Source organism: Bacteroidia bacterium (assembly GCA_033391075.1).
GTDB lineage: Bacteria > Bacteroidota > Bacteroidia > J057 > J057 > JAWPMV01.
In genome coordinates this window covers 7237522-7259255 of record JAWPMV010000001.1, presented here as the reverse complement: position 1 = coordinate 7259255, position 21734 = coordinate 7237522, and the positions used below count along the sequence as shown (strand labels likewise).

Annotated in this window: 21 protein-coding genes; 5 read left to right on the top strand and 16 right to left on the bottom strand. The window is 42.9% G+C overall.

What is annotated here, in order from left to right; genetic code table 11:
* Window positions 1-786 precede the first annotated feature (786 nt).
* The 3 genes from R8P61_28965 to R8P61_28955 all read left to right on the top strand — a co-directional run bounded on the left by R8P61_28965 (window position 787) and on the right by R8P61_28955 (window position 3801).
* Window positions 787-2460: a DUF3556 domain-containing protein gene (locus R8P61_28965; protein ID MDW3651144.1), complete on the top strand. Its 1674-nt coding sequence runs from the start codon at window positions 787-789 to the stop codon at window positions 2458-2460.
* A 113-nt stretch (window positions 2461-2573) separates the two neighbouring features.
* A complete protein-coding gene (locus R8P61_28960) occupies window positions 2574-3506 on the top strand; it encodes an NAD-dependent epimerase/dehydratase family protein (GenBank protein MDW3651143.1) in 933 nt (310 codons plus the stop codon).
* A gap of 22 nt (window positions 3507-3528) precedes the next feature.
* A complete protein-coding gene (locus R8P61_28955) occupies window positions 3529-3801 on the top strand; it encodes a hypothetical protein (protein MDW3651142.1) in 273 nt (90 codons plus the stop codon).
* Here R8P61_28955 and R8P61_28950 read toward each other — a convergent pair whose 3' ends face one another.
* The gene (locus R8P61_28950; GenBank protein MDW3651141.1) at window positions 3802-4686 is read right to left on the bottom strand and encodes a hypothetical protein; all 885 of its coding nucleotides are present in this window, start codon (window positions 4684-4686) and stop codon (window positions 3802-3804) included.
* An 81-nt stretch (window positions 4687-4767) separates the two neighbouring features.
* On the opposite strand from R8P61_28950, the gene R8P61_28945 reads away from it, so the two are divergent.
* Window positions 4768-5388 (top strand): bifunctional precorrin-2 dehydrogenase/sirohydrochlorin ferrochelatase, encoded by a 621-nt coding sequence (locus R8P61_28945; protein MDW3651140.1) that lies wholly within the window; start codon window positions 4768-4770, stop codon window positions 5386-5388.
* Here R8P61_28945 and R8P61_28940 read toward each other — a convergent pair.
* From R8P61_28940 to R8P61_28910, 7 genes are all read right to left on the bottom strand, one after another.
* Window positions 5385-7232, bottom strand: a complete 1848-nt coding sequence (locus R8P61_28940) for a CotH kinase family protein (GenBank protein ID MDW3651139.1) — start codon at window positions 7230-7232, stop codon at window positions 5385-5387. The genes R8P61_28945 and R8P61_28940 overlap by 4 nt on opposite strands.
* Before the next feature lie 115 nt (window positions 7233-7347).
* Complete coding sequence (locus R8P61_28935) at window positions 7348-7863, bottom strand: GNAT family protein (GenBank protein MDW3651138.1); 516 nt, start codon at window positions 7861-7863, stop codon at window positions 7348-7350.
* A gap of 13 nt (window positions 7864-7876) precedes the next feature.
* The gene (locus tag R8P61_28930) at window positions 7877-8461 is read right to left on the bottom strand and encodes a hypothetical protein (GenBank protein ID MDW3651137.1); all 585 of its coding nucleotides are present in this window, start codon (window positions 8459-8461) and stop codon (window positions 7877-7879) included.
* Window positions 8462-8488: 27 nt separating this feature from the next.
* On the bottom strand, window positions 8489-9706 hold the full coding sequence (locus R8P61_28925) for a S41 family peptidase (GenBank protein ID MDW3651136.1): 1218 nt from the start codon (window positions 9704-9706) through the stop codon (window positions 8489-8491).
* Window positions 9707-9736: 30 nt separating this feature from the next.
* Window positions 9737-10399 (bottom strand): hypothetical protein, encoded by a 663-nt coding sequence (locus tag R8P61_28920; GenBank protein ID MDW3651135.1) that lies wholly within the window; start codon window positions 10397-10399, stop codon window positions 9737-9739.
* 137 nt (window positions 10400-10536) lie between these two features.
* Window positions 10537-11646, bottom strand: a complete 1110-nt coding sequence (locus R8P61_28915) for an acyl-CoA dehydrogenase family protein (protein MDW3651134.1) — start codon at window positions 11644-11646, stop codon at window positions 10537-10539.
* A 26-nt stretch (window positions 11647-11672) separates the two neighbouring features.
* A complete protein-coding gene (locus tag R8P61_28910) occupies window positions 11673-12869 on the bottom strand; it encodes an acyl-CoA dehydrogenase family protein (GenBank protein MDW3651133.1) in 1197 nt (398 codons plus the stop codon).
* 149 nt (window positions 12870-13018) lie between these two features.
* Here R8P61_28910 and R8P61_28905 point away from each other — a divergent pair, with 149 nt between their 5' ends.
* Entirely contained in the window at window positions 13019-13645 is a 627-nt protein-coding gene (locus tag R8P61_28905; protein MDW3651132.1) for a DsbA family protein, read from the top strand.
* Window positions 13646-13674: 29 nt separating this feature from the next.
* Here the strand turns inward: R8P61_28905 and R8P61_28900 are convergent, their stop codons facing one another.
* From R8P61_28900 to R8P61_28865, 8 genes are all read right to left on the bottom strand, one after another.
* A complete protein-coding gene (locus R8P61_28900) occupies window positions 13675-14490 on the bottom strand; it encodes an MBL fold metallo-hydrolase (protein MDW3651131.1) in 816 nt (271 codons plus the stop codon).
* A gap of 6 nt (window positions 14491-14496) precedes the next feature.
* Window positions 14497-16503 carry a S41 family peptidase gene (locus R8P61_28895; GenBank protein MDW3651130.1) on the bottom strand — a complete coding sequence of 669 codons (2007 nt, stop codon included), beginning with the start codon at window positions 16501-16503 and terminating at the stop codon, window positions 14497-14499.
* Between the two features lie 74 nt (window positions 16504-16577).
* Window positions 16578-17420: an alpha/beta hydrolase gene (locus R8P61_28890; GenBank protein ID MDW3651129.1), complete on the bottom strand. Its 843-nt coding sequence runs from the start codon at window positions 17418-17420 to the stop codon at window positions 16578-16580.
* Window positions 17421-17551: 131 nt separating this feature from the next.
* Window positions 17552-17965 carry a DUF1761 domain-containing protein gene (locus R8P61_28885; GenBank protein MDW3651128.1) on the bottom strand — a complete coding sequence of 138 codons (414 nt, stop codon included), beginning with the start codon at window positions 17963-17965 and terminating at the stop codon, window positions 17552-17554.
* 108 nt (window positions 17966-18073) lie between these two features.
* Window positions 18074-19186: a helix-turn-helix domain-containing protein gene (locus R8P61_28880; protein ID MDW3651127.1), complete on the bottom strand. Its 1113-nt coding sequence runs from the start codon at window positions 19184-19186 to the stop codon at window positions 18074-18076.
* A gap of 155 nt (window positions 19187-19341) precedes the next feature.
* Window positions 19342-19929 carry a hypothetical protein gene (locus R8P61_28875; GenBank protein MDW3651126.1) on the bottom strand — a complete coding sequence of 196 codons (588 nt, stop codon included), beginning with the start codon at window positions 19927-19929 and terminating at the stop codon, window positions 19342-19344.
* Complete coding sequence (locus R8P61_28870; GenBank protein MDW3651125.1) at window positions 19926-20408, bottom strand: sigma-70 family RNA polymerase sigma factor; 483 nt, start codon at window positions 20406-20408, stop codon at window positions 19926-19928. The genes R8P61_28875 and R8P61_28870 overlap by 4 nt, the downstream gene beginning before the upstream one ends.
* Before the next feature lie 70 nt (window positions 20409-20478).
* Window positions 20479-21726, bottom strand: coding sequence for a hypothetical protein (locus R8P61_28865; protein MDW3651124.1), 1248 nt, complete (start codon window positions 21724-21726; stop codon window positions 20479-20481).
* Window positions 21727-21734: the final 8 nt, after the last annotated feature.

Sequence of the window (21734 nt, the reverse complement as noted above, 5' to 3'; positions counted from 1 at the left end):
CCGCCCCCCTCCAGCAGCCTGGCCCCGGCGCGAATGGGGAAAGGTGTTAATGTATTAGGGTGTTTGAGTGTTAGGTTTCTGTATTTTAATCAACATAACCCCATGCCCATTACCCAGGTGCGTTGGCCTTGCAGAGCCCATCGGGAAATGGGGCGGCATGTGTGGCTGGCTTTGGGCTCTGCGATTTTTGGCTCCACCTTTATTAAAAAAGGTGGAAATACACCTCAGACTATATTTCACCCAATAAGAAAAAATAAAGAAGAGGGAGACAGCTCGACCTCGCTCATTGTGACACCATTAGAATAGCCTTTATAAACCATTCGAAACAAACCAATCCCTTCACAAGTGCGTTGGCCCTGCAGAGCCCATCGGGAAATGGGGCGGCATGTGCGGCTGGCTTTGGGCTCTGCGATTTTTGGCTCCACCTTTATTAAAATAGGTGGAAATACACCTCAGACTATATTTCACCCAATAAGAAAAAATAAAGAAGAGTGAAACAGCTCGACCTCGCTCATTGTGACACCATTAGAATAGCCTTTATAAACCATTCGAAACAAACCAATCCCTTCACAAGTGCGTTGGCCCTGCAGAGCCCATCGGGAAATGGGGCGGCTTGTGCGGCTGGCTTTGGGCTCTGCGATTTTTGGCTCCACCTTTATTAAAAAAGGTGGAAATACACCTCAAAACATAGCCCTTCCTTCAAATAAGAAAAGCCAGATATGCGGAATTAATTCCCAAAGATTCCTCAAATTATCGTAATATTAGTTTGGAACTCTATTACGAACTATGAAACTACTAGCCCCTCAGCCCTTTCCTTTCGATTTTGATGAATGGAAGAAAAAACCCTTCCCAATCCGAGTTAAAATGCTCTGTCAGGCCTGGGCCACCCAGGGATACGGTGCCCCTGTTAGTGTTTATGGATTTTACATCCTGAAGATCCTTCTCTATGTCTGGTTATGGGCCGTATTCTGTTCCTTCTCAACTAAACTAGGTGGCCTGGATACCATTTCGACCTGGTGGTACCATCCCGAAGCCTTTTTGAAAGCCATCCTCTGGAGTATGTTGTTTGAGGGAATTGGCTTAGCTTCCGGAAGTGGACCCTTGACCGCTCGCTACTTTCCCCCTTTTGGCGGAATCCTTCATTTTGCCAGACCTTCAACCATCAAGTTGCCATTACTGGCGGATGCTCCCTTGATTGGGGGAGATAAGCGCAATATCCTCGATGTAGGACTTTACCTATTGCATATAGGCCTGATTATTCGATGTCTGATTGCACCCGATCTCATTGGCACACCTGACCTATTGATTCCCACACTGATCCTATTGCCCCTTTTGGGCCTATTAGATAGAACCATTTTCCTCGCAGCCAGGGCTGAGCATTATTGGATCGCAACTTTTTGTTTTCTCTTTCCAGAGGATGCCATAGCAGGCACAAAAATCGTCTGGTGGGGCGTATGGTTCTGGGCTGCGACTTCAAAACTGAATCGCCATTTTCCAGGCGTGATAGGCGTCATGCTTAGCAATAGCGCCGTCATGCGAATCAACTGGATCAAGAAAAAACTCTATAAAAATTATCCTGAAGACCTCCGGGCGAGTCGCTTTAGTGGTTTTCTTGCCCATGTAGGGACTGCACTGGAATACGGCTTTCCCTTGCTTCTCTTATTTGGAGGAAGTCCGGAAGTCGTACAAATCGGCCTGATCGTCATGTTTCTCTTCCATTTATTTATCACCTCCAACATTCCCATGGGAGTTCCCATAGAATGGAATTTCATGATGGTTTATGGCGCCTATGTATTATTTGGCCAGCATGCAGAGCTTAGCATATTTGGGATAAGTTCGCCTGTTTTGATCACGGCTTTATTGATCTGTCTCTTAGCCCTACAATTGCTGGGCAATTTTTACCCCAGAGCTGTTTCCTTCCTCATTTCGATGAGGTACTATGCCGGTAACTGGCCCTATAGTATTTGGTTGTTTAAAGGAAATGCAGAAGAAAAAATAGATGAACATGTGGTGAAAGCTTCCAAGACTGTAGGTAAGCAGCTAGACCTCTTTTATGATGAATCGACCAAAGAGATGCTACTGTCACGGGTAATTAGTTTTCGCATGATGCATATGCATGCCCGGGCCTTACATCGCTTACTCCCCAAGGCAGTAGATAATATTGAAGAATATACCTGGAGAGATGGGGAATTAGTAGCGGGAGTCGCATTGGGATGGAATTTCGGAGACGGACATCTCCATAGCGAACAAATGCTAAAAGCACTTCAAAAACGATGCAATTGGGAGTCTGGAGAATTGAGATGCATCTTCGTTGAATCTCAGCCTCTGGGGATTCCTTTTATGAACTGGAGAATCTGGGATGCGAAGGATGGCCTCATGGAGGAAGGGCAGGTAGCGATAGATAATATTGTTGACCTTCAACCCTGGCCAGAAGAGAATCAATTTGAAAAACAACTTTAGCTTTGGCCCATATGAAAATAAAACTTTCAGCAGAAAAGCTGGAGGCAGCGGGCTTTTATTTTGTTAATTCAAACTCTCGCAAGTAGCGAAAGTCTTTATGTTAAAAGCTCTATATGCAAACCCTCCTTGGAGCCGGCGGTAGCGTTGGCAACGAATTGGCGAAAGCCCTGAAAGCACATACCGATAAAATCAGACTGGTTAGCAGAAATCCCCAAAAAGTAAATCCCGAAGATGAAGTTTTAAAAGCAGATTTGACAAAAGCTGAAGAAGTGATGGAAGCTGTAAAAGGCTCCAAAATTGTTTACCTCATCGTCGGCTATCCCTATTCTATAAAAGTCTGGGCCGACATGTGGCCCATTACAATGAAGAATGTCATTAATGCCTGTCTTGCCCATAAAGCGAAACTGGTTTTCTTCGACAATATCTATATGTATGATCCTCGTCATCTCGCTCCCATGAATGAGGAAACGCCACATAATCCCAGCAGTGAAAAAGGAAAAATTCGAAAGAAAATTGTGGATATGCTTTGGATGGCTGTTCGAGAAGAGGGTTTGGAAGCCCTGATCGCTCGTTCAGCTGATTTTTATGGGCCGGGTTTGGAAAGAAATGGAGTCTTGCGAGATACTGTGATTACTCCCTTGTCTAAAGGGAAGAAAGCTATGTGGATGAAAGACCTGGATTATAAGCATTCCTATACCTATGTTCCTGATGCAGCTAAAGCTACAGCCCTACTCGGGAATACACCTGATGCATATGGAGAAAGCTGGCACTTACCTACCGCTCCTCAGCCTCCTACGGGAAGGCAATGGGTAGAATTGATCGCGAAAGAATTTGGGGTAAAGGCGAAAGTGCGCACCATCTCCAATTTCATGCTGAAACTCATTGGCATCTTTGTGCCTGTCATGCGAGAATTACCCGAAATGAATTACCAGTACGATCGCGATTATATTTTTGATAGTAGTAAATTCGAATTGGAATTTAGTATGAAACCAACGCCTTATCTGGAAGGCATTCGCAAAATTATCAAAGAGGATTTTTCCGGATAGGTATTCAATAATTTAGCTGCTTATGATCACCTTCAAAGATTTTGTTCCCCGTGTAACTGCAGGGCCCAATATTTTCGGAAAAAGAGAAATGGAAGCCCTGGAAGAAACCAAGATAAAAATGAATGAATGGATGGAGACAGAGCCCAATCTCAAAGTCCTCAATATCGAAACCATTCTTCTCCCCAATATCCATAATCCGAGCGAAGAAGGAAGCGAAGATCCGGAACTCAAAATTCCCTACAATCAAACCGAACGCTGGTACCAGGTATTCCGCGTTTGGTATAAGACCTGGTAGCTACTCTTTTGCAGGACTGTATTTCAATTGGGTGAGATCAACTTCTCCAAGTATCGGCTTGTGAATAGGTGTTTTTTCTGCCCCAAGGTAGATTAGGTCATTCGTTCTAAAATCTAGCGCCTCAAATTGTCGGTGCGGAAGTTTTATTCGAAGCATCTCTCCATCGCAAAAGTTACCGGGAGTGAAAGCCGTAAAGACAAAAAGGCTGGATAGAAATTTGGGAAAACCATGCTTCCTGTCCAGGGTATAACCCAGCAAAGCCATCTTGCTTTTATCAGGGCTCAAAGAAGCTGCCGTAACTATGCGGTCTTTAAGATCAATACTATCCTTTAAAACGGCCGTATAGGTGCCTGGGATATCCGGGATCACATACATATAGGTATAGAAGCCACTGCGGTTTTTACTAAAGATATAAATGGAATCTTCATACCAAAAGGCTCCCTCTGCATCAAACCTCCTTTGATCAGAAGCAGGTGGAAAAGATTTCTGGTCCTCAAACTTAAAGAAGATGGTTCCCAACCAGCCCTGATCCGGATGGTACTTGAAAATCCTCAGGTTTTCCCTTTGGTTGTTATTATTCCCAAAATCGCAGATATACACATTCCCAAGCTCATCGTGGGTCAACTCTTCCCAATCCTGATTTTGGGTTTTTTCTATATAAACTGAGTCCAGCAAATTTCCTTCTACGTCAAAAGCAAAGAGAACCGGATCTCCTCCACTGTCATTATGCGACCAAATGCTATCTCCCTGAATGTAAATCCCGGATATTTCTGGAATTGATTTAGGGACGCGGGTCAGCTTTTTAAAATCTGTAGCTTCCTCCTGTGCAAAGAGATGAGGCAGGCCCAATAGGAAAAAAGACAAAAGAAGAATTTGAATTCGCATAGCTAAAGCTTCTAATTTTTGTGAACTTAGGACTAAGTTTTCAATTCTTAACCCTCTCAGCGAGATAAAATAAGATTTCATATGAGCTTCATGGACCAGGATTCCGGAAATACCCTTTTCCCCATCTTCATCAAACTCGATCAAATCCACACCCTGGTGGTCGGAGGCGGCTATGTAGGACTGGAAAAACTGGAAGCTTTGTTGAAAAATTGTCCTCGTGCCCGGATCACCCTTGTTGCTAAAGAAATTTTGCAAGAGGAGATACGTGAATTGGCAGAAGCTCATCCCTTTGTAGAACTCATAGAAAGGCCTTTCGAAGAAAGGGATTTGGACCATAAAGATTTGGTGATTTTAGCTACAGATGATCCGAAGTTACATGAAGGCATCAAAACTATTACACGAAATCGTAATATAATCACCAATGTAGCCGACACCCCAAAACTTTGCGATGCTTATTTAGGCTCTGTCGTAAAAAAAGGAGATCTAAAAATCGCCATTTCCACCAATGGTAAATCTCCAACCATTTCGAAACGGATGCGAGAATACCTCACTGAAGCAATTCCCGACACAGAAAATATGCAGGAGCTACTCGACAATATGAAAGAGATCAGAGATCGCCTGAAAGGAGATTTTGAATACAAAGTAAAAATGCTTGACCAGATCACCCAGGATTGGCTGGAAGAACAGAAAAAACAGGATTAGCGGATCATAAGCCTTTGAGGCATTTTCCCTTCCATATGAATGAGGTAAATCCCTTTGGCCAATTGAGGCAGATCCAGAGTAAAACTGCCAGGCGCACCTGAAATCTCTTTTTCAAAAACAGGCTTTCCTCTCAAATCCAGTAACATCAGCTTCCCCTTCAAAAAAGAAGTCTCCCCTGCATCTAACTGAATACGGCTGCTAGCAGGATTGGGAAATACCTGAAAAGGCTCTAATTGCTCATCAGCGATGCCGGTCGTTCCCAAACCATAGGAATAGAATTCATATTCTGCCCGACGAGGATTCAGCATCATCGCATCAACATTTCTGGCTTTGACATAGTACTTGACAATTGTTCCCAAATCCTTGTGCGGGATTTCAGCCCCGTAGATTCCGTCATTGGCCGCTCCGTCCTGGTGCTGTCCATCATCAAACATAGGCGTAGACAGAAAATGCGAATTGTACTCGGAAATGGTCGTCATCAGGGATACTTCTGTGGCCTGATCAATGCTAGCTCTTACCCACACACTTTCTCCGGGTTCGGGACTTTCTATATTGCGACGAACTCCTGTAATCTGAGGTGCTATTTTGGCAATTTCTGGATGTCCCAATAAAAAAGGTTTGCGCTGATTGACAATGTTGAGAATACCTCCCAGCTCTACGATAGGCAAGTCCAGGTTTTCCCTGACATTTCCTCTAAAGGCATCATCCGGCAATACCCGATTCACATCTGACATAACCAGAGACTCTATACTTGCCTGTATCTGATTGATTTCAGTAGCCAGTAAAGTTGTATCATAAACCTCTTCGATCACCGTTCGCAAATGTGCACCATACCGCAAACGATATTCTTCCTGAATGAGGAGTTTATGAACGAGGGGAAGCCGGCTGACGAAAGGGTCTCCACCATGAAAGGGACTGTATTGAACAATATCATTTTCATCTACATAATCCAGATTGAGCAATATTCCTCCAAAAGACTCACTCAGGTCCCAGGGAATGATCTGAAAGAGACCATTCTTATGCTTATACAAATAGAAATTGTGTACGAAATAGCCATTGTACATATCCAGATTAGGGATAACCATAGATACAGCGAGGTACCAGAGCACCCGATCGACATTTAAGACGGTTTCGATATCATTGGGGCGATTGTTAAGTACATCTATCAGTTCCACCAGATCATTCCAGCCCTCATCTGACTTAAGTTCATAGCCCTGAAAATAAGCCGTCGAATCAGTGCCCAGCCAGCTGAGATCCGGCTCTAAGGTGGGAGTTGTACCAAATTGAGCGATAGGATCACACTTAAAGAGGGTTCCTTTCTTATAATCAAAATGTCGTTCGAGAAAATCCTTATTGACAGGTTCTACGTTAACGTACAATCCGGTATATGAATTATTGGTATTTACCCTAAGATAATTGACCCGGGAAGCAGGCATGTACTTCCGATAGATCGAGTAGGCCAAATATTCTTTGACGAAAGTGGGATCAAAAATGGAATTGGCAAGTTTGAGTTTTTTGGAGTCCAGCAATTTCTGCCCTTTGACATACTCATTCATGTCGATATTGAGGGGAAATTTGGGCAGTCCTTGTTGTTGGGTAATGCCGAAAGTAGAATTTCCTTTATACCGAATCCCGACACTATCGTACAAAATCCCATCCATCGTCAGGCGCGCCATTTCCCGATGCCCATCCTGCAACTGCCAATGAGACTGAAGAATAGAATCATAGGCAGGATTATAGTATTGAATCTGAATCGACCGAATCGGACTCAGATCGTAAATGCTTTGGGAAAAAATACAAAAGGGAATGAGCAGAAGTAGTAGGCCTGAAAGCGTCCTTCGCATAGTATCTGGAACAAAGATGTTTATTATTTTACCCCAAAAGGAAGTCAATCCTTTGAATAGCAATATATTACAACTTGTGAAGAAATCCTATCTAATCCACAAATTTACTTGACAATTACGGCTTTAGAATAGCGTATCGGTGCTCAGCCCAGATTTGGTCATTTTTGATGAGGGCTTTCTCAAAGATGCCTTCTTTAACATATCCATTCTTCTCCAACACCCGCATCGAGCCTACATTATATTCGAAAATCCCTGCATAAATGCGGATAAACCCCATCTGCTCGAAACCGTATTTGGTGATCATTTTCACGGCCTGTGTCGCAATTCCTTTCCCCCAAAATGGTTCTCCCAGCCAATATCCGACTTCAGCTGTTTTCCGATAAATATCTTCCTGGGCTACCAAAGCAATTACTCCCGCAAGTCGGCCTTTGTAACTAATGCCAAAGGTCAATGGACGATCTTCTTTATGGACCATTTCTATAAATTCTATCCCATTTTGCTCATGATAGGGATAAGGCATATAGTCCCTCACATTGTCCCAAATCTTTTTGTTGTTGGCCAAAAGAGCCATAGGTGCTGCATCCGCCATGTTCAGGGAGCGGAGCAAGACTTGATTCTCTTTGATCTTCATGGATCGAAATTTTCTAAACATCCTGTTTGAACCCTAGCATATTGCAAATATTGTTATACCATTGATCAGTAGAATATGCGGCGTAATTATAAATTATTACATGCTTTTTATCCTTTGTCGGAAATATAAGCGTAAGAACTTTATTCTTATAGTCTCCCATATCATCTTCAATCAATATCCAATAACATTCCTTTCCAAAAGCTATGCCTTTCCCTTTATTTATTGGCAGTCTACCTGTTGAAAAAGCTCCCATGAACCCCTCTATAAATTCATCCAAATCCTCAATCTCATCTACATAATAAGAAACTGCCATGCTATGACTATCCAGAATCTCAAAGTTGAGGGTGTCTATGATATGTCGATAGGCAGAGATTTCCTCAAAAAGTGAATCTGAGCGAGTCTCATGCTCCCAGTACTCCGGATAGGAAAGCGAATAGCCCAAAGAAAGATCCCTGATATTATCAAAGCTTTCGTCCGGATCATCCATACAAGCCTGAAAGTCATCCAAATGGTGTCCGAGTATTCGTTTTTCCTTTTCTTTTGGGCTACAGGAAAAGAGGAAAAAAAATAAGAGTAAGAATAAGCAAGGGAGTTTCATCTGTCTAAGTTAGGAAAGCAAAATCATTTATTTCTTGAGCAATTCCAGGGCTTTGGCTAAGGCATCTTTACTCCCTTTCATCAAGTACTCCGGCACAAAATCCTCCCGAGGAGTTCCATCTACGTGAAAGAGTTGTTCGGTGGGGAAGCAAAACTGCATGGAAGTTTCTTTCATTTGGTAGCAGTCGATGGCTCCCAGCAATCCCGCCATCCTGGTACCTACAATTTTTGCTCTATCCATCGCATCAAAAGCGATTGTTATCCCTTCTCCCATGCTGGCAGTCCAATGACTCACCAAAACGACCAAAGGATTATCATAGATTTTTCCTCTCGGAGAAACGTATTCCATGGTGCTTCTTTTGATCCCAAAAAACTTCTCTTCATAGGGGAAACGGTGTCTTTGATACGGCTTTTCCTCCGAAATAAATCTTCCCATCAATCCACGAGCCACTACGGTATTTCCTCCGGAAGCTGTTTCTCGCAGATCTATAATCAAAGCCTCCGTATCCATCATACCGTCCAGGGCCTTATCAAACTCCTTAATCAATTCGGTATTTCCCAGGCTATTGTGGATGCGTATGTAGCCGATATTCCCTTCCATTTTTTCGGTGGAAAGTAAGCCGGGCATCTGGAAATTTGCGGTTCTATTGGGTGTCACATCCGGAAAGTAGTCTTTGCTTTTGCCTTTCCAAACGGCTGTGATCTTTCGGTCCTGGTCATGGGTTCCGGCCAGTAGCACATTCGCAGCATGTTCATACGTTCGGGCATCATAATCGGTAAAGGATTTGGGCAGGTATTTTTGCAAGGCAAGGATGACCGAAGCCCCATTGAAATGGGTAACCTTCATGCCCGCTTTTAAGCCGACTTCCTCTGCATTGAATCCCTCTCGTAGATCGACAATCACAAATTCCCCATTTCTGTATTCTACCCAAAAGTCAGCCCCTTGAGGAAGCAATCGGCTGGAAGAAGGCAAATTGAAATTGATGGACATATGCCCATTGTATAACTCATTCCATATCTCTTCGATCAGCCGGATAAAATTGCTCAGATCCTTGATCTTCTCTACTCGAGGGATGTAAATCTCTTTCACCCGCTCCCAATTGGTTCCCCGGCCTTCGAAATAGGCATAATTTTCTTCCAGGGTTTTCAGAAAGTACTCAAAATCTTTTTCGTACAGAGATTGAGCGGAAAGACTGGAAAATCCCAGTATAAGGGAAGTGATGATCAGGATCGATTTTTTTATCATGTGAGCTTTGTTGTAAATGATCTTTGTGGATTAATAATAGAAAGAGGCGCCGGATTCACTATGGGCTACCTCATTATTGCCGGGATAAAAGCCATCCATTTGAGGTAGCTTTTCTTTCTTTTCGGTGAATGTAAAGGATTTCTGCTTAGACTTGTCCTCATTATCACAATCCTCTGTTTCCATTTTTATATCTATACGTCCGGTAGAAAGGTTATAATCAAAGTGATCCCAATAATCGCAGGGAGCCCCAAATCGTACACTTGCCCCGATCAACTCAAAAGCACCTCCCTGATAGCGGAACCGATGCGTATAATTCCATTTTTCCCTACTCCCCCCAAAATGGTCAAGGACAAGAGATCCGCGTTCGATGCGAACAGCTTCAAAAGGATCTCCCATCATTCCTCCATGCTGACTGGGTAAAACGGCTCCGGAACTTTTATGCCAGATCTCCCATTTATCTCCCTCTGCCTGGTATACGTAGAGCATTCTTTTGGTTCCCATTTCGACTTCTTCTCCTGTATCATAAATATGAACTCGTTCAGGCATACCATCTTGATTCAAATCGCCTTCTGCTTCCCCCAAAAGTTCCATCCCTTCAGGTATAGAGATAGTCGGCATTTCTTCGATAGGGGTTTGCTCAAGCTGCTCAGAATTTTTATCCGCCACTTCTGATTTCTTTTCTTTTTCTGGCATTTGGCAAGAAATCAACAGCAGACAACAAAATAGACACGTATAAAATCTCATGGGTTCGGTTTTGGAATCAGAAGGCTAAAATAAAAAAAGGTTGAGACTCTCACCTCAACCTTTTCGTGATAGTATATATCTATTTGCTAGAATCCATTTATGCTGGCAAAGCGATCGAGGTGGTAATTATAGTCCCCGAAGGTTTGCTGGGCAACACGGGCACGCTTCATAAAGAAGCCTATTTCCTCATCATCGGTTACCCCGATTCCTCCAAACATCTGCACGCCTTCATTGCTCACCAATTTGAGGACCTCCCCTACTTTGGCTTTGAGCATACTGGCTTTTGCTGCCAGATGTTTATCTTCTTTATCAATGGCTTGCAGGCACTTCAAAGTCATCGCCTTGCAAAGTTCAATTTCACTAAACATATGAGCCGCTCTGTGTTGTAGTGCCTGAAAGCTTCCAATCGGCACCCCAAATTGCTGACGCTCTTTCAGGTAGGCAATTGTCCGATCAAAAGCCTCTTGCATAGAGCCTACCATCTCAGCCGAAAGGCAGATACGCGCGATGTCCAGACTTTTCTCCAGAACGTCCTTCCCTCCTACTCTATCATCTGCTTTTACTTCTACTCCCTCAAGGCTTACCGTCGCAGCATTTCGGCTATCCATCATGAACTTACGCTCTATGCTGATTCCGGAAGCTTTAGCATCTACAATGAAAAGACTTAGCTCTCCATCGGCAATAGCTGATACGATGAGCTTATCTGCAACATGACCATCCAGAACAAAGACTTTTTTCCCACTGATCCTGTAGCCCTCTCCAGACTTTTCAGCAGTAGTAGATACATCAAAAGGTCTGTGTGAATTTTTTTCTTCGAAAGCCAGAGCGGTAATCATATTGCCTTCCATGATCTCGGGGAGTAAACTCTGCTTTTGTGCTTCACTTCCTCCCAAAGAGATAACGGTAGTTCCCAATAAGGCGGTAGAAACCATAGGAGAAGCTGCCAGGGTGCGGCCACATTCCTCCATGATTTGTCCGAGGCCTACATAGCCAAAACCCAGCCCTCCATAGGCTTCATCTATCGTTAGAGCGGTCCAGCCCATTTCAGCCATTTCCCTCCACAGGCTACGATCATAGCCATAATTATCCTGGCTATCTCTCAATCGGCGCAAAGCTTCCACCGGAGCTCTTTCTGCCAAAAACTCCTTCGCGGAGGATTTGAGCATTTTTTCTTCTTCGCTTAGTATTAAAGCCATTTGTTATTCTTATTTGATTCCGGTGATTATCCTTTAAATGTGGGTAGTCCAAGTACACGCTTGGCAATGACGTTCAATTGAATCTCAGAAGTTCCTCCCTCGATGGAGTTTCCTTTGGTACGACACATATCACGCGCGATCTTGCCTTCTTTGATATCTTCTCCCCAATGCAAACCTTCATAGCCCGCTAAAGCTACCATGAGTTCGTTTCGGGTCTTATTCAATTCCGAACCTGTGTATTTGAAATAGGAAGACTTGGCTCCGGGTTGCTGACCCGCCTTTGCTTCATCTATGGTTTGCTCAATCGCATATTTTAAGCCCAGAGAGTCGATCATCAATCGCGCTACTTCTGTTCTCAAAACCGGATCAGCCAGTTTTCCACTCTCCAGACCAACTTTTTCTTTGGCAAATTCATGGATGGGGAAAATATTGCTAAAGAGTGAACCAATAGAAGTCCTTTCATGGGTAAGCAGGTTTTTGGCAATGCTCCAACCCTGATTTACTTCCCCTACAATGTTCTCTTTAGGCACTTTTACATTATCGAAAAAGGTCTCACAGAATGGAGATTTGCCGGAAATCAATTTGATCGGACGGGTACTTACTCCTTCCCATCTCATATCGATAAGCAAAAAGGAAATGCCGGAATGTTTGGGTGCTTCCTGATCAGTCCTTACCAGACAGAAAATCATATCTGATTTATCCGCATAAGAAGTCCATACTTTCTGACCATTTACTACATAATGATCTCCCATATCGACCGCACTGGTCTTGAGAGAAGCCAAATCACTTCCTGATCCCGGCTCACTATATCCCTGACTCCACCAGATCTCTCCGTTTACAATCTCACGGATGTATTTTTGCTTTTGCTCTTCTGATCCATAATGCAGAAGTGCCGGCCCCAACATCATCAGGCCAAAGCTCCACAAAGGTTTACGACAACCCAGTTTAGCCATTTCTTCCTCCAGCACTTTATTTTCCTGAGGACTCAAACCTCCACCTCCATAGGCTTTGGGCCAGGTCGGAGCAGTCCAGCCTTTATCTCGCATGCGTTCGAACCAGACTTTCTGGTCTTCATTATGGAAATGGGGATTACGTCCCCCGGCAAAAATATCTTCGAAGCCATTCTTTACTGGTGCACGCTGACTCTGTGGACAGTTTTCATCCAGCCAGGCATGGGTTTCTGCACGAAAAGCAGTTAGATCGCCCGCAATAGTAGGATTCATAAATTCTCTTAATAAATTGGTTTCTCATAAATTAATCATTCCTAAGAGGAAAGGGAAATTGCGAATCAGCCAGCTGGGATTTCTTAAACCTGTTATATGTCTGAGGGTTTACTTTTGGGGAGATAAATAAATCTGTAATTGCAGCTAATATGGAAGAGAAGGCAAATAAATTGATATATGTAGGAGACCCCATGTGCTCCTGGTGTTATGGCTTTGGGCCGGAATTGGAGAAAGTGCTGGCAACATTTCCTCAATTGGATTTTCAACTGGTCCTGGGAGGCCTACGTCCTAATGGAACTGAAACCATGTCTGAACTCGGAAATTTCCTTCGGGAACATTGGGATCATGTGGAAGCGAGAAGTGGACAGGAGTTTTCTTATGATATTCTCGAACAGGGAGATTTCATTTATGATACAGAACCTGCATGCAGAGGAGTGGAAACCGCTCGTACCTTAAAGCCTGAAGTAGCCCTGGATTTTTATCATGCCGTTCAAAAGGCCTTTTACAAGGAAAATAAAGATACCGGCAAGGTCGAAACCTATCTGGAAATAGCTGAGCAATTTGAACTGGACACAACTCTTTTCAAAAAGCTCTTTGAGTCAGAGGAAATGAAGGAGAACACCAAAGCAGATTTCCAATTGGCAGCAGGTATGGGCATCCGAGGATTTCCCAGTATGGTCGCACAAAAAGAGGATCAATATTATCTATTGAGCAGAGGCTATCGAAGCGGGGAAGATATGATCAAAGATTTGGAAGGCTTGTATGCGCAGGTCTGATTCTAATATCGGACAATAGCAATCCTTAGCTACCAGGATAATTTGTCCTCTCCTATTTTCTGAAATAATACAATCCCCGGAAAGAGCTCTTTCATCTTTTCTGCATCTGAATCAGAGAGATCGGGAGGAATATGGGTGGCGATAATTTTGCGGGGATTGATGTATTTTTTCACATGCCCAAGGGGATCATCGTAGAGCAGCATCCAATAAGGAAGAATTGCCACATCGATTTTTTCTTCTAAAACTTTATGTCGGGGAAAAATATTTTCGACTGCATCCCATTCCGTATCTCCTACATGTAAGGACTTGCAGCCTCCTACTGTAGCTATATAAGCTACATTTTGGGTCCCACTATGTCGGGAAGGATTAGCGTGGTCCAGTCGAAAGGCTTTTACTTTGATATCTCCTTTCTCCAGCAAGAGTTCGGAATGATCATAAGGCACCTCTTTGATTTGCCCACTCCCTTTTCCCATTAGGATTTCGCGCGCTTCCTGACAACTTTGATTAGCTGCCACCAACCAGTTTTTTTCATTTAGCTCAACAAAGTCCGCTCCGTATCCTTTGTAATAATGATCTCCATGCACATGGGTAAAAAGTGCCATTTCGACTGCCGGATAATTTTGAAAATGACCTTGCATCAAGCTTCGCACCTGTTCGGGAGAAGGATTTAGATAAGCTTCATTGTAGAAAACATGGAAGGCATCTATAGCCAGACTTTGTTTTCCATTGCTGATCAAAACGCCCATATTACCGACATAAACAAAGTCGAGTTTGTCGGTTTTTTGGGAAAAGATTTCTCCCGAAAGAAAAAGAAGTGTCGCTAAAATCAGGAGAAATCTTTTCATAAGGATTTATTTTTTGTCTTTGGCAAAGCCTGGATTTTTCTTTAGAAAATCGACCGCATATGTGAGCACCACATCTTTTTCTGTCAGGTAATCCTCAACGCTCTGTTCAACTTTATAATCAGGCTGAATCCCATAGCCTACAAACTCCCGCCCATCCGGATAAGTATCTCTTTTGGTACAGATACGAGCGCTTCCTCCTCCGGGCAAATCCATCATTAAAGGCTGGCCGGTACTCCCAAAAGTAGGGGAACCAATGAGTTTGGCGATTCCTACCTGATCCAAAGCCACCAAAAAGTCTTCAGCAGCAGAAGCCGTATTATTGCCTATCAATACCACCACGGGCAAGTCGATGATTTCTTCGACATCAGATTGATATTCACTTAACTCGAATTCATGCCAGTATTCTCCTTTGAAAGTAAGCCTTGATCTTTGGTCGAATTCACTCAAATCTTCCAAAGGCGTATCTGCATCGACAAATTTGCCCCAGGCTTTGTGAGCCGCTCTATGGTCTCGGGTCCGAGAAAGAGAGCCTTTATAGGGCTTTTTTGTAAAATGATTGAGGATCGCATAGCCAATCGTTGAACTTCCCCCTCCATTTCCCCTCAGGTCAATGATCACGCCTTTACAGGCTTTGATGCTATCCAGCCTTTTCTCAAACTCCTCTATAATATTTTCACGCCCGAAGCTATTGAGTTTGACATGGGCGAAATTATCCTCCGTAATGGTTAAGTTGAATAATTGCCATTGGTCCCTTCCTTTTACCCAGTCTCCTCCTAATTCCTTATTCCGAATCATTTTTTTCTCCCTCAATTTTCCGTCCGGCAATTTTAGCGCTAGCATCACTTCTGTCCCTTTTTTCCCATCCAGCATATCCCGTATCCCCCAATTGTATCGGATGTGATCGGTAGAGGAACTGATGTAGGGGAAAATCTTTTCTTTCAGGTAGGTATCGGTTGAAATTCCCGCCACAGAAAGGACTTCTGTTCCCAGAGGGATTTCCTCCGCAAAGTCTTTTTTCACATTGACAACATAAGCTTTCCCTCCAAAATTTTTCAACTGTATGCCGGGCCAATCAAGCTCTTCTCTTGGGGGATAAATATTGGTGTGTCCATCTCCGAGTTTCGCGCAGATCAGTTTGAGGGTTCTGAAATATTCCTCATTGCTTTGGTCTTGCTGGATGATGGGCAAATATTCGTAGAGGACTTTATCCCAATCCAGGTCCGGGACCTGATCGAAAAAGGCAAAATTGTACTTTACCTCTGTCCAGAATTGGGTAAATCCATAGAGTCTTTGTTCGGCTGTCAATTGCTTTCCTCTCAGGGGCTTTTTAAGCCATGAATCCGGATGAATAAAACTATCAGAAAACTTATCCAACAGGATTTGAAAGCGCTCATATTTATCTCTGACTTTTATGCGCTTTTCATGACTGAGTTCGTCATACTTTTCCTGAACCGGAAAATCGAGTTGCATGCCTACTACCATCATTTTATTGTCGCGCAGGACAAAAGCAAAAATACTGGATAGGGTTTCTCCCGTGTGATACATAATATATTGTCCGAACTTCCTGTTCGCTCCACGGGATGCATTTTCCCCGATTCCCCTTATCCCTTTCTCTCTATTGCGGGTCCACACACCTTGATAGGCTTTATATTGAGTAACCATCTCTTCTGTATTATCTGCTGAAAGGACATAGGCCCATTCTTTTCCTGATGAGGTGATATAGCTTTTCAGCTGGATCCCCTTTTCCAGGCTAACAGAATCATGAAAATATTGTAAGGAATGGGAGGGGTTTTCTTTGAACTCAAAACCTTCCTTCTTCAAAGCTTGTAGATATTCTTTCCAGGCTTTCTCCTCATTATCTACCCACTTTGAGGTCAGGACATACATCATTTCATCGAATCGATGCAGGTTCTTTTCGTAGGGATTTATATCCTGAGAAATCGAGAAAAGTGGGAGGAAAACAAAAAATAAGGCACAAAGGATTTGTGCAATTCGTGTTGACAAGATTTGCATAATCATAGGTTGATGGGTTTTACAAAAAAGCTTTCCCTTAACCCCAATGAAAGAAAAAAATCAGGGACTTACAATTATCCCCTTCCTTTTAACTCAGCAATAATCCGCTTAAATACGCTTCCTGCCTGCATGCTATGGCCCAATCCTTCTGTTTGATAAAAAGTTGAGTTCGCCCAGTTTTCCTGAATTGCTATGGCTTGAGAAAAAGGGGCAACCGGATCGCCGACATCATGCATGACCAGGCCGGATATTTTCGCTTCTTTGATATATCTCTCTACCGCAAAAAATTCAATCGGGAAACCTATCTTTTCTTCGAAAATCCGGGCAGTAGCCTTTTGGCTTCTTTCATTTAGCCCAAGCACCTCATTAAAGTTTTCCATAATTGTAGACAGGCGAGAAGGAGTACCCATCAGAATCAATTTTTCCACTGACGGAACAGTGGGATCAGCAAAGTAAAATGCAGCGGCCATACCTCCGAACGAATGCCCCAAAACATAGTCGGGCTTATGTTTCTCTATCACTTTGCCAATCGCCTCCGCATAGATCACTCCATTTGCCAGCTTGGAACCTGATCTTCCATGCGCAGGTGCATCCAAAGCAAGTATGCTATAATTTTCTCTTTGTAAAACGGGTATCAGGCCTCTCCAGCGGGCTGCATTAGAGTCCCAACCATGGGCCAGCAGGATTTTCTTGCCACTTCCTTCCCATTCATAGGTCTGGATTTCGAAATCTGACAAGGCTATTTTCTCCTGTTTTGCTTTCGAAAGAAAGCGTTCATCTTTGCTCGTATAGCTACGCCCTTTCTGAGGAGTACAGAATAAGCGGAAGGAAATAGCCCCTGTTTTTGAGGGCCAAATCAAAGCTAAAAAATTGAGGAAGCTTCCGACACTTTTGGGAGTAATGAGCTTTTTGAGCATGGGCATTTTCTGAATGCCGAAGATACAGATTTGCTGGCAATTGATCAGATACTTTCGCCCTTCTGTGGCCCATATCTTGATTTATGAATAGGCCCTATACTGCCTCAAATTTGTAGGTAGGAGAACTTCCTCTAGGGAGCGGACTGAAATGCTGCGATTATCGTAGCCATAAGGATAAAAGTGATAATATGATAGCCTCCATTAATCAGCCAGAGCTTTAAGGGTTTTCTTTCGAAGAGATAGGTTACTCCCATTCCTCCAGCTACCCATAATAAGCCCACCTGCAATCCGACTATGGCACTAAACATAAGGTCCGATTTCCCCAGAAAAAAAGCCAGACAAAGAGCTCCTAGTAATTGTATAATAAAAGTGGAGATAAAAATGCGAGCCTGAGGTTTTAGGTCCTCTTCTTTAAAGCCATTGAGCTTCATCCAGGATTTCCCGAATAAGGCAGGCGAATACCATAAACCACCAATGATGAAAGAAGAAAGGGCAGCGAGTAGGATGCCCAAAATACTTGGAGAAAATGCTTGTACAGTGTCCATTTTGTTAGCTTGAAATTTGATTGCATCTGTTTATCAATAGATGCGATACAAGTTTCTGCATTTCTCTCCTCTAAAAGGGCACAACCAATTGTCTGTTACCACTTCCTATTATTTTTTCAGGCTCTCTCTGTAAAGGGCGGGTGTCATGCCTGCAAATTTTTTAAAATTGCGGAGAAAGGTGGTCTTATTATTAAAGCCGGAATCAAAGGCAAGATGCAAGAGCTTCAATTTTTCATTTCCTTCTTCCCGAATAAGCCTTTTGGCCTCTTCAATCCGATAGGAATTGATGAGGTCAGAAAAAGATGTTTCCATCTTTTGATTGAGTAGCTGGGACAGTTGGTGCTTACTTATCCCTAGTTTTTGGGCAAAGTATGCGGGAGATAGATCCATGTCCAGGTAGATATCCTTATCCTTGAGGATGTTTCGAATTTCTTCTGTAAGTAGCTGGGATTTCCCTTCATCCAGCTGAGATTTTTGATACTTCTCTTCTTTTTTCTGGATAAAGTCCTGCTCAAACGATAGCAGGGCCTGAGGATTTATTATGGCTAAATATGCCGTGGCATGGATAATCAGGGTTTGTATACTCAAAGTGATCAGGCCTCGCGGAACATTTAAGGCTGGAAAGTATTGAGCAATCCCCCAGTCAGCAAAGCCTAATAGTGCAAAAAGAATGTAGGCCCAGATAATGCGTTTCAACCAAATCCTTCTCGCAGCTCCCGGAGGATCACTTTCCTCCAATTTTCCTAAACGTTTCAAGCTATACACACAAAAGCCCACTACCAGCAAAACATAAAATAAAGACCAGGTTTCGCCTCCGATAATATATTCCAACAATTTCCCCTGCTGGATAATTTGCAGCTTTTCATCTGCTGAAGAAAAATAAAAAGGAGATGCAAAAAGCATATAAAGTAAGCCGGGAGCCAAAGACAAAGCAAGGGCCTTCCCATCAAATCGAAATGCTCGATCCAGATAACTTTCTACATAGAGATAAAGTAAGGGAGCTATGGCGTACAATAAGGGATTGCTGGCCAGAAAGACATGCGGATATTCTTCGGCAAAACCTGTTGAATACGAAAGCCATTCGAGCAGGCACAAAGAGAAGAACAAGATTACAGTCCCCAGGATACGATTAGAGATTGTTTTCCCTTCCCTCTGATAATTGAAGAGGATAATTCCCAGAAAGATGCCATGATACGCGCCAAACTTGTAAATCAGTTCCATCGATGCCTCCAAATATAGGTCCGGAAGTGAATTTACACATTGGTATGATCATTCTCTCTAAAATTACAGATTGGGACCAAGAGAAAGAGGTGGGCTCTAGCTTTAAATGACTTCTGAGTTTATAAAAAAAGGAAGCTAATTGCTTCCTTTCTTATTTAATTATCTGTTTTTAACATTTGGAGTTGCTCCTCAATATCCGCTAAAAAGGGATCCAATTTCTTTCGCACAGCGGCCTGATTCATGAAGTAAATCCCTACATAAATTACCGCTGCCACTCCGATATTGATAAATTTTTCTGTAGGAGTTGAAGATATCCCCCAATAGATCATGCTGATGCAAATAAAAGGAGGAATCAGATACCAATAGGCAACTTCTTTCAGCAAATCTCTCTGCATGGTATAGTAGATCTTGAGCTTATGCAGGTAATCATGGGTTGATTCGCTAAAGGCAGTAGGCTCGTATTTACGCACAGCCTTTAAGCGATAAATGATGAATCCCAGAGCAGGTAGCATGAGAAATGCTCCTAGCTTGCTCAAGGTACTTGACAGAAAAAATATAGCGGCCAAAAAGAAGGGCATAAGAGCTATAGCTACCCCAATTTCCAGTCGGTCTCGTTTACGAATGCCTTTTTCCAATTTCAGATGTTGTTTTTCCATGTCTCCTATCAGTTTATGTTGATCGAGCTTAACCAACTCATCTTGAGTGGCAGATTTCCATATGTTTTTTAAGTCCTGATCCATCATATAAAAGCTTTGATATGTCTGGATAACTTTTCTCGAATTCTTTTCATTTTTACCGCAATGTGGTTTTCTGTGAGCCCTGTGATTTGAGAAATTTCCTTATAGGGCAATTCCTCTAAATAAAGCATGATCAATGCACGATCCACCTTATCCAATTTCTTTATCGCCAGGTAAAGGGCTTCCAAATGTGGACTTGCCTGTACACGTTCCTCAAAATTCTCTACTTCCACATGGCGAATGGTTTCAATTCGCTTGCGGGCTTTTTGCTTGAGACAGACATTGATGGCAATTCGGTATAGCCAGGTTGATATGCTGGACTTTCCTTGAAAATTGGGGAGAGTTTTCCAGAAATTATATACTACTTCCTGAAAGAGATCTCGGGCATCCTCAGCATCATCCGCATAGGTATTACAGATTCGAAAGATGCGATCCTTCTCTTTTTCCAGTGTTTGAAGAAATATATGTTCTGCCTCTTTATCCATTTCCTGTGTCTCTACTTATTTAGTACTAAAGGATTGAGGAATATGACAAAGAGGTAGATTTTTTTTAAGATTATCGATTATGGGGATATTCGCTCACCCAGTGAAAGCCACGATTCATTAAAAGGAAAGAGTTTTTCTGACGGCTTTTCAGACGTATCTTCAATGTATCAGAGGCCACTATTCCTTCCAGTTCTAAAAGGCTACTATCTGGCTGACTAAAAAATAGCGTGTCTATCATAGCAGTCGTATCCCCGCTGATGTTGATCAGGACAAAATTTTCAAGACTATCTGGCTTAAAATCGTAAAACTTGCGATTGTTGGGCATGAAATGGACGCGTGCACTTCCGGCTCTTTGTACAATCAATTTATCCCAGCGTGTGCTATCTGTGGTTAATGGAGGAATGATTTCCCCATTTCTTTCGAAAGACTCCACTTCATGCAAACCATAGAGCGGGGGTTTCTCTGCTGCTTGGCCAAATTGCTTCACAAAATTTGTCATTTGGTAAAAGGAAAATCCAAGTCCTATGCTAATAAGTCCCCATTTGATATAGTCTTTGATCCGTCTGATTTTGGGATTTGTGATAAAATGTTGGATTTCTCTGGCGGGAACTTCTTTATTCAGGATCAGGAAATTAAGGAGACGTTTTCCATCCAGCACCAAAAGAAAAGCACTCAAGAAAACAAGATGGGAAGAAAGGATTTTGACGGGTACATCATAAAAGAAATTCATCGCCATGACATTGAGCATCACCCCAAAAACTACCATTGCCCCCAGGGTACGGGTCTTTCTAAAAAGGAGAAGAATTCCTCCTAAAAACTCAGCTGCTCCTGCAAGAATGGTATAGCCTTTAGAAAAACCCATAAAGGTCCATAGTAATCCCATCGGCGAAGATTCTCCATAAGGTTGGATCAGGCGGGAGATCATCGGTTCCTGAAATTGGAGGTAAAAGAGTTTGGCCAATCCATAGGTAACCATCTGGAAAATCACATAATAGCGCACCAAAACCACCAGGGGATCCAACAGTTTCGAGTCTTTAGGTTTTTGTGGATTAATGGCTGTCCAGATTACCGTCACGATAGCTGCGATGAGGACAAATACCAAAAGGCTTACAAAATTGTAGGTAGTGTCTCCGCTGCCATTGGTAAATACAGTGATGTCTTTTTCCAGCTTCAGGATGTTTTTGGCAAACCAGGGCACAACAATTCGCCAGAGTTTGTCAAAAATCCCCGATGCCACAAACTGGTTGGACATGGTAAAAAGGAAAATGTAAACGGCAAAAAAGCGGAATGCAATCTTTTGGGAGATGTTCCAATTCATGATGTGGT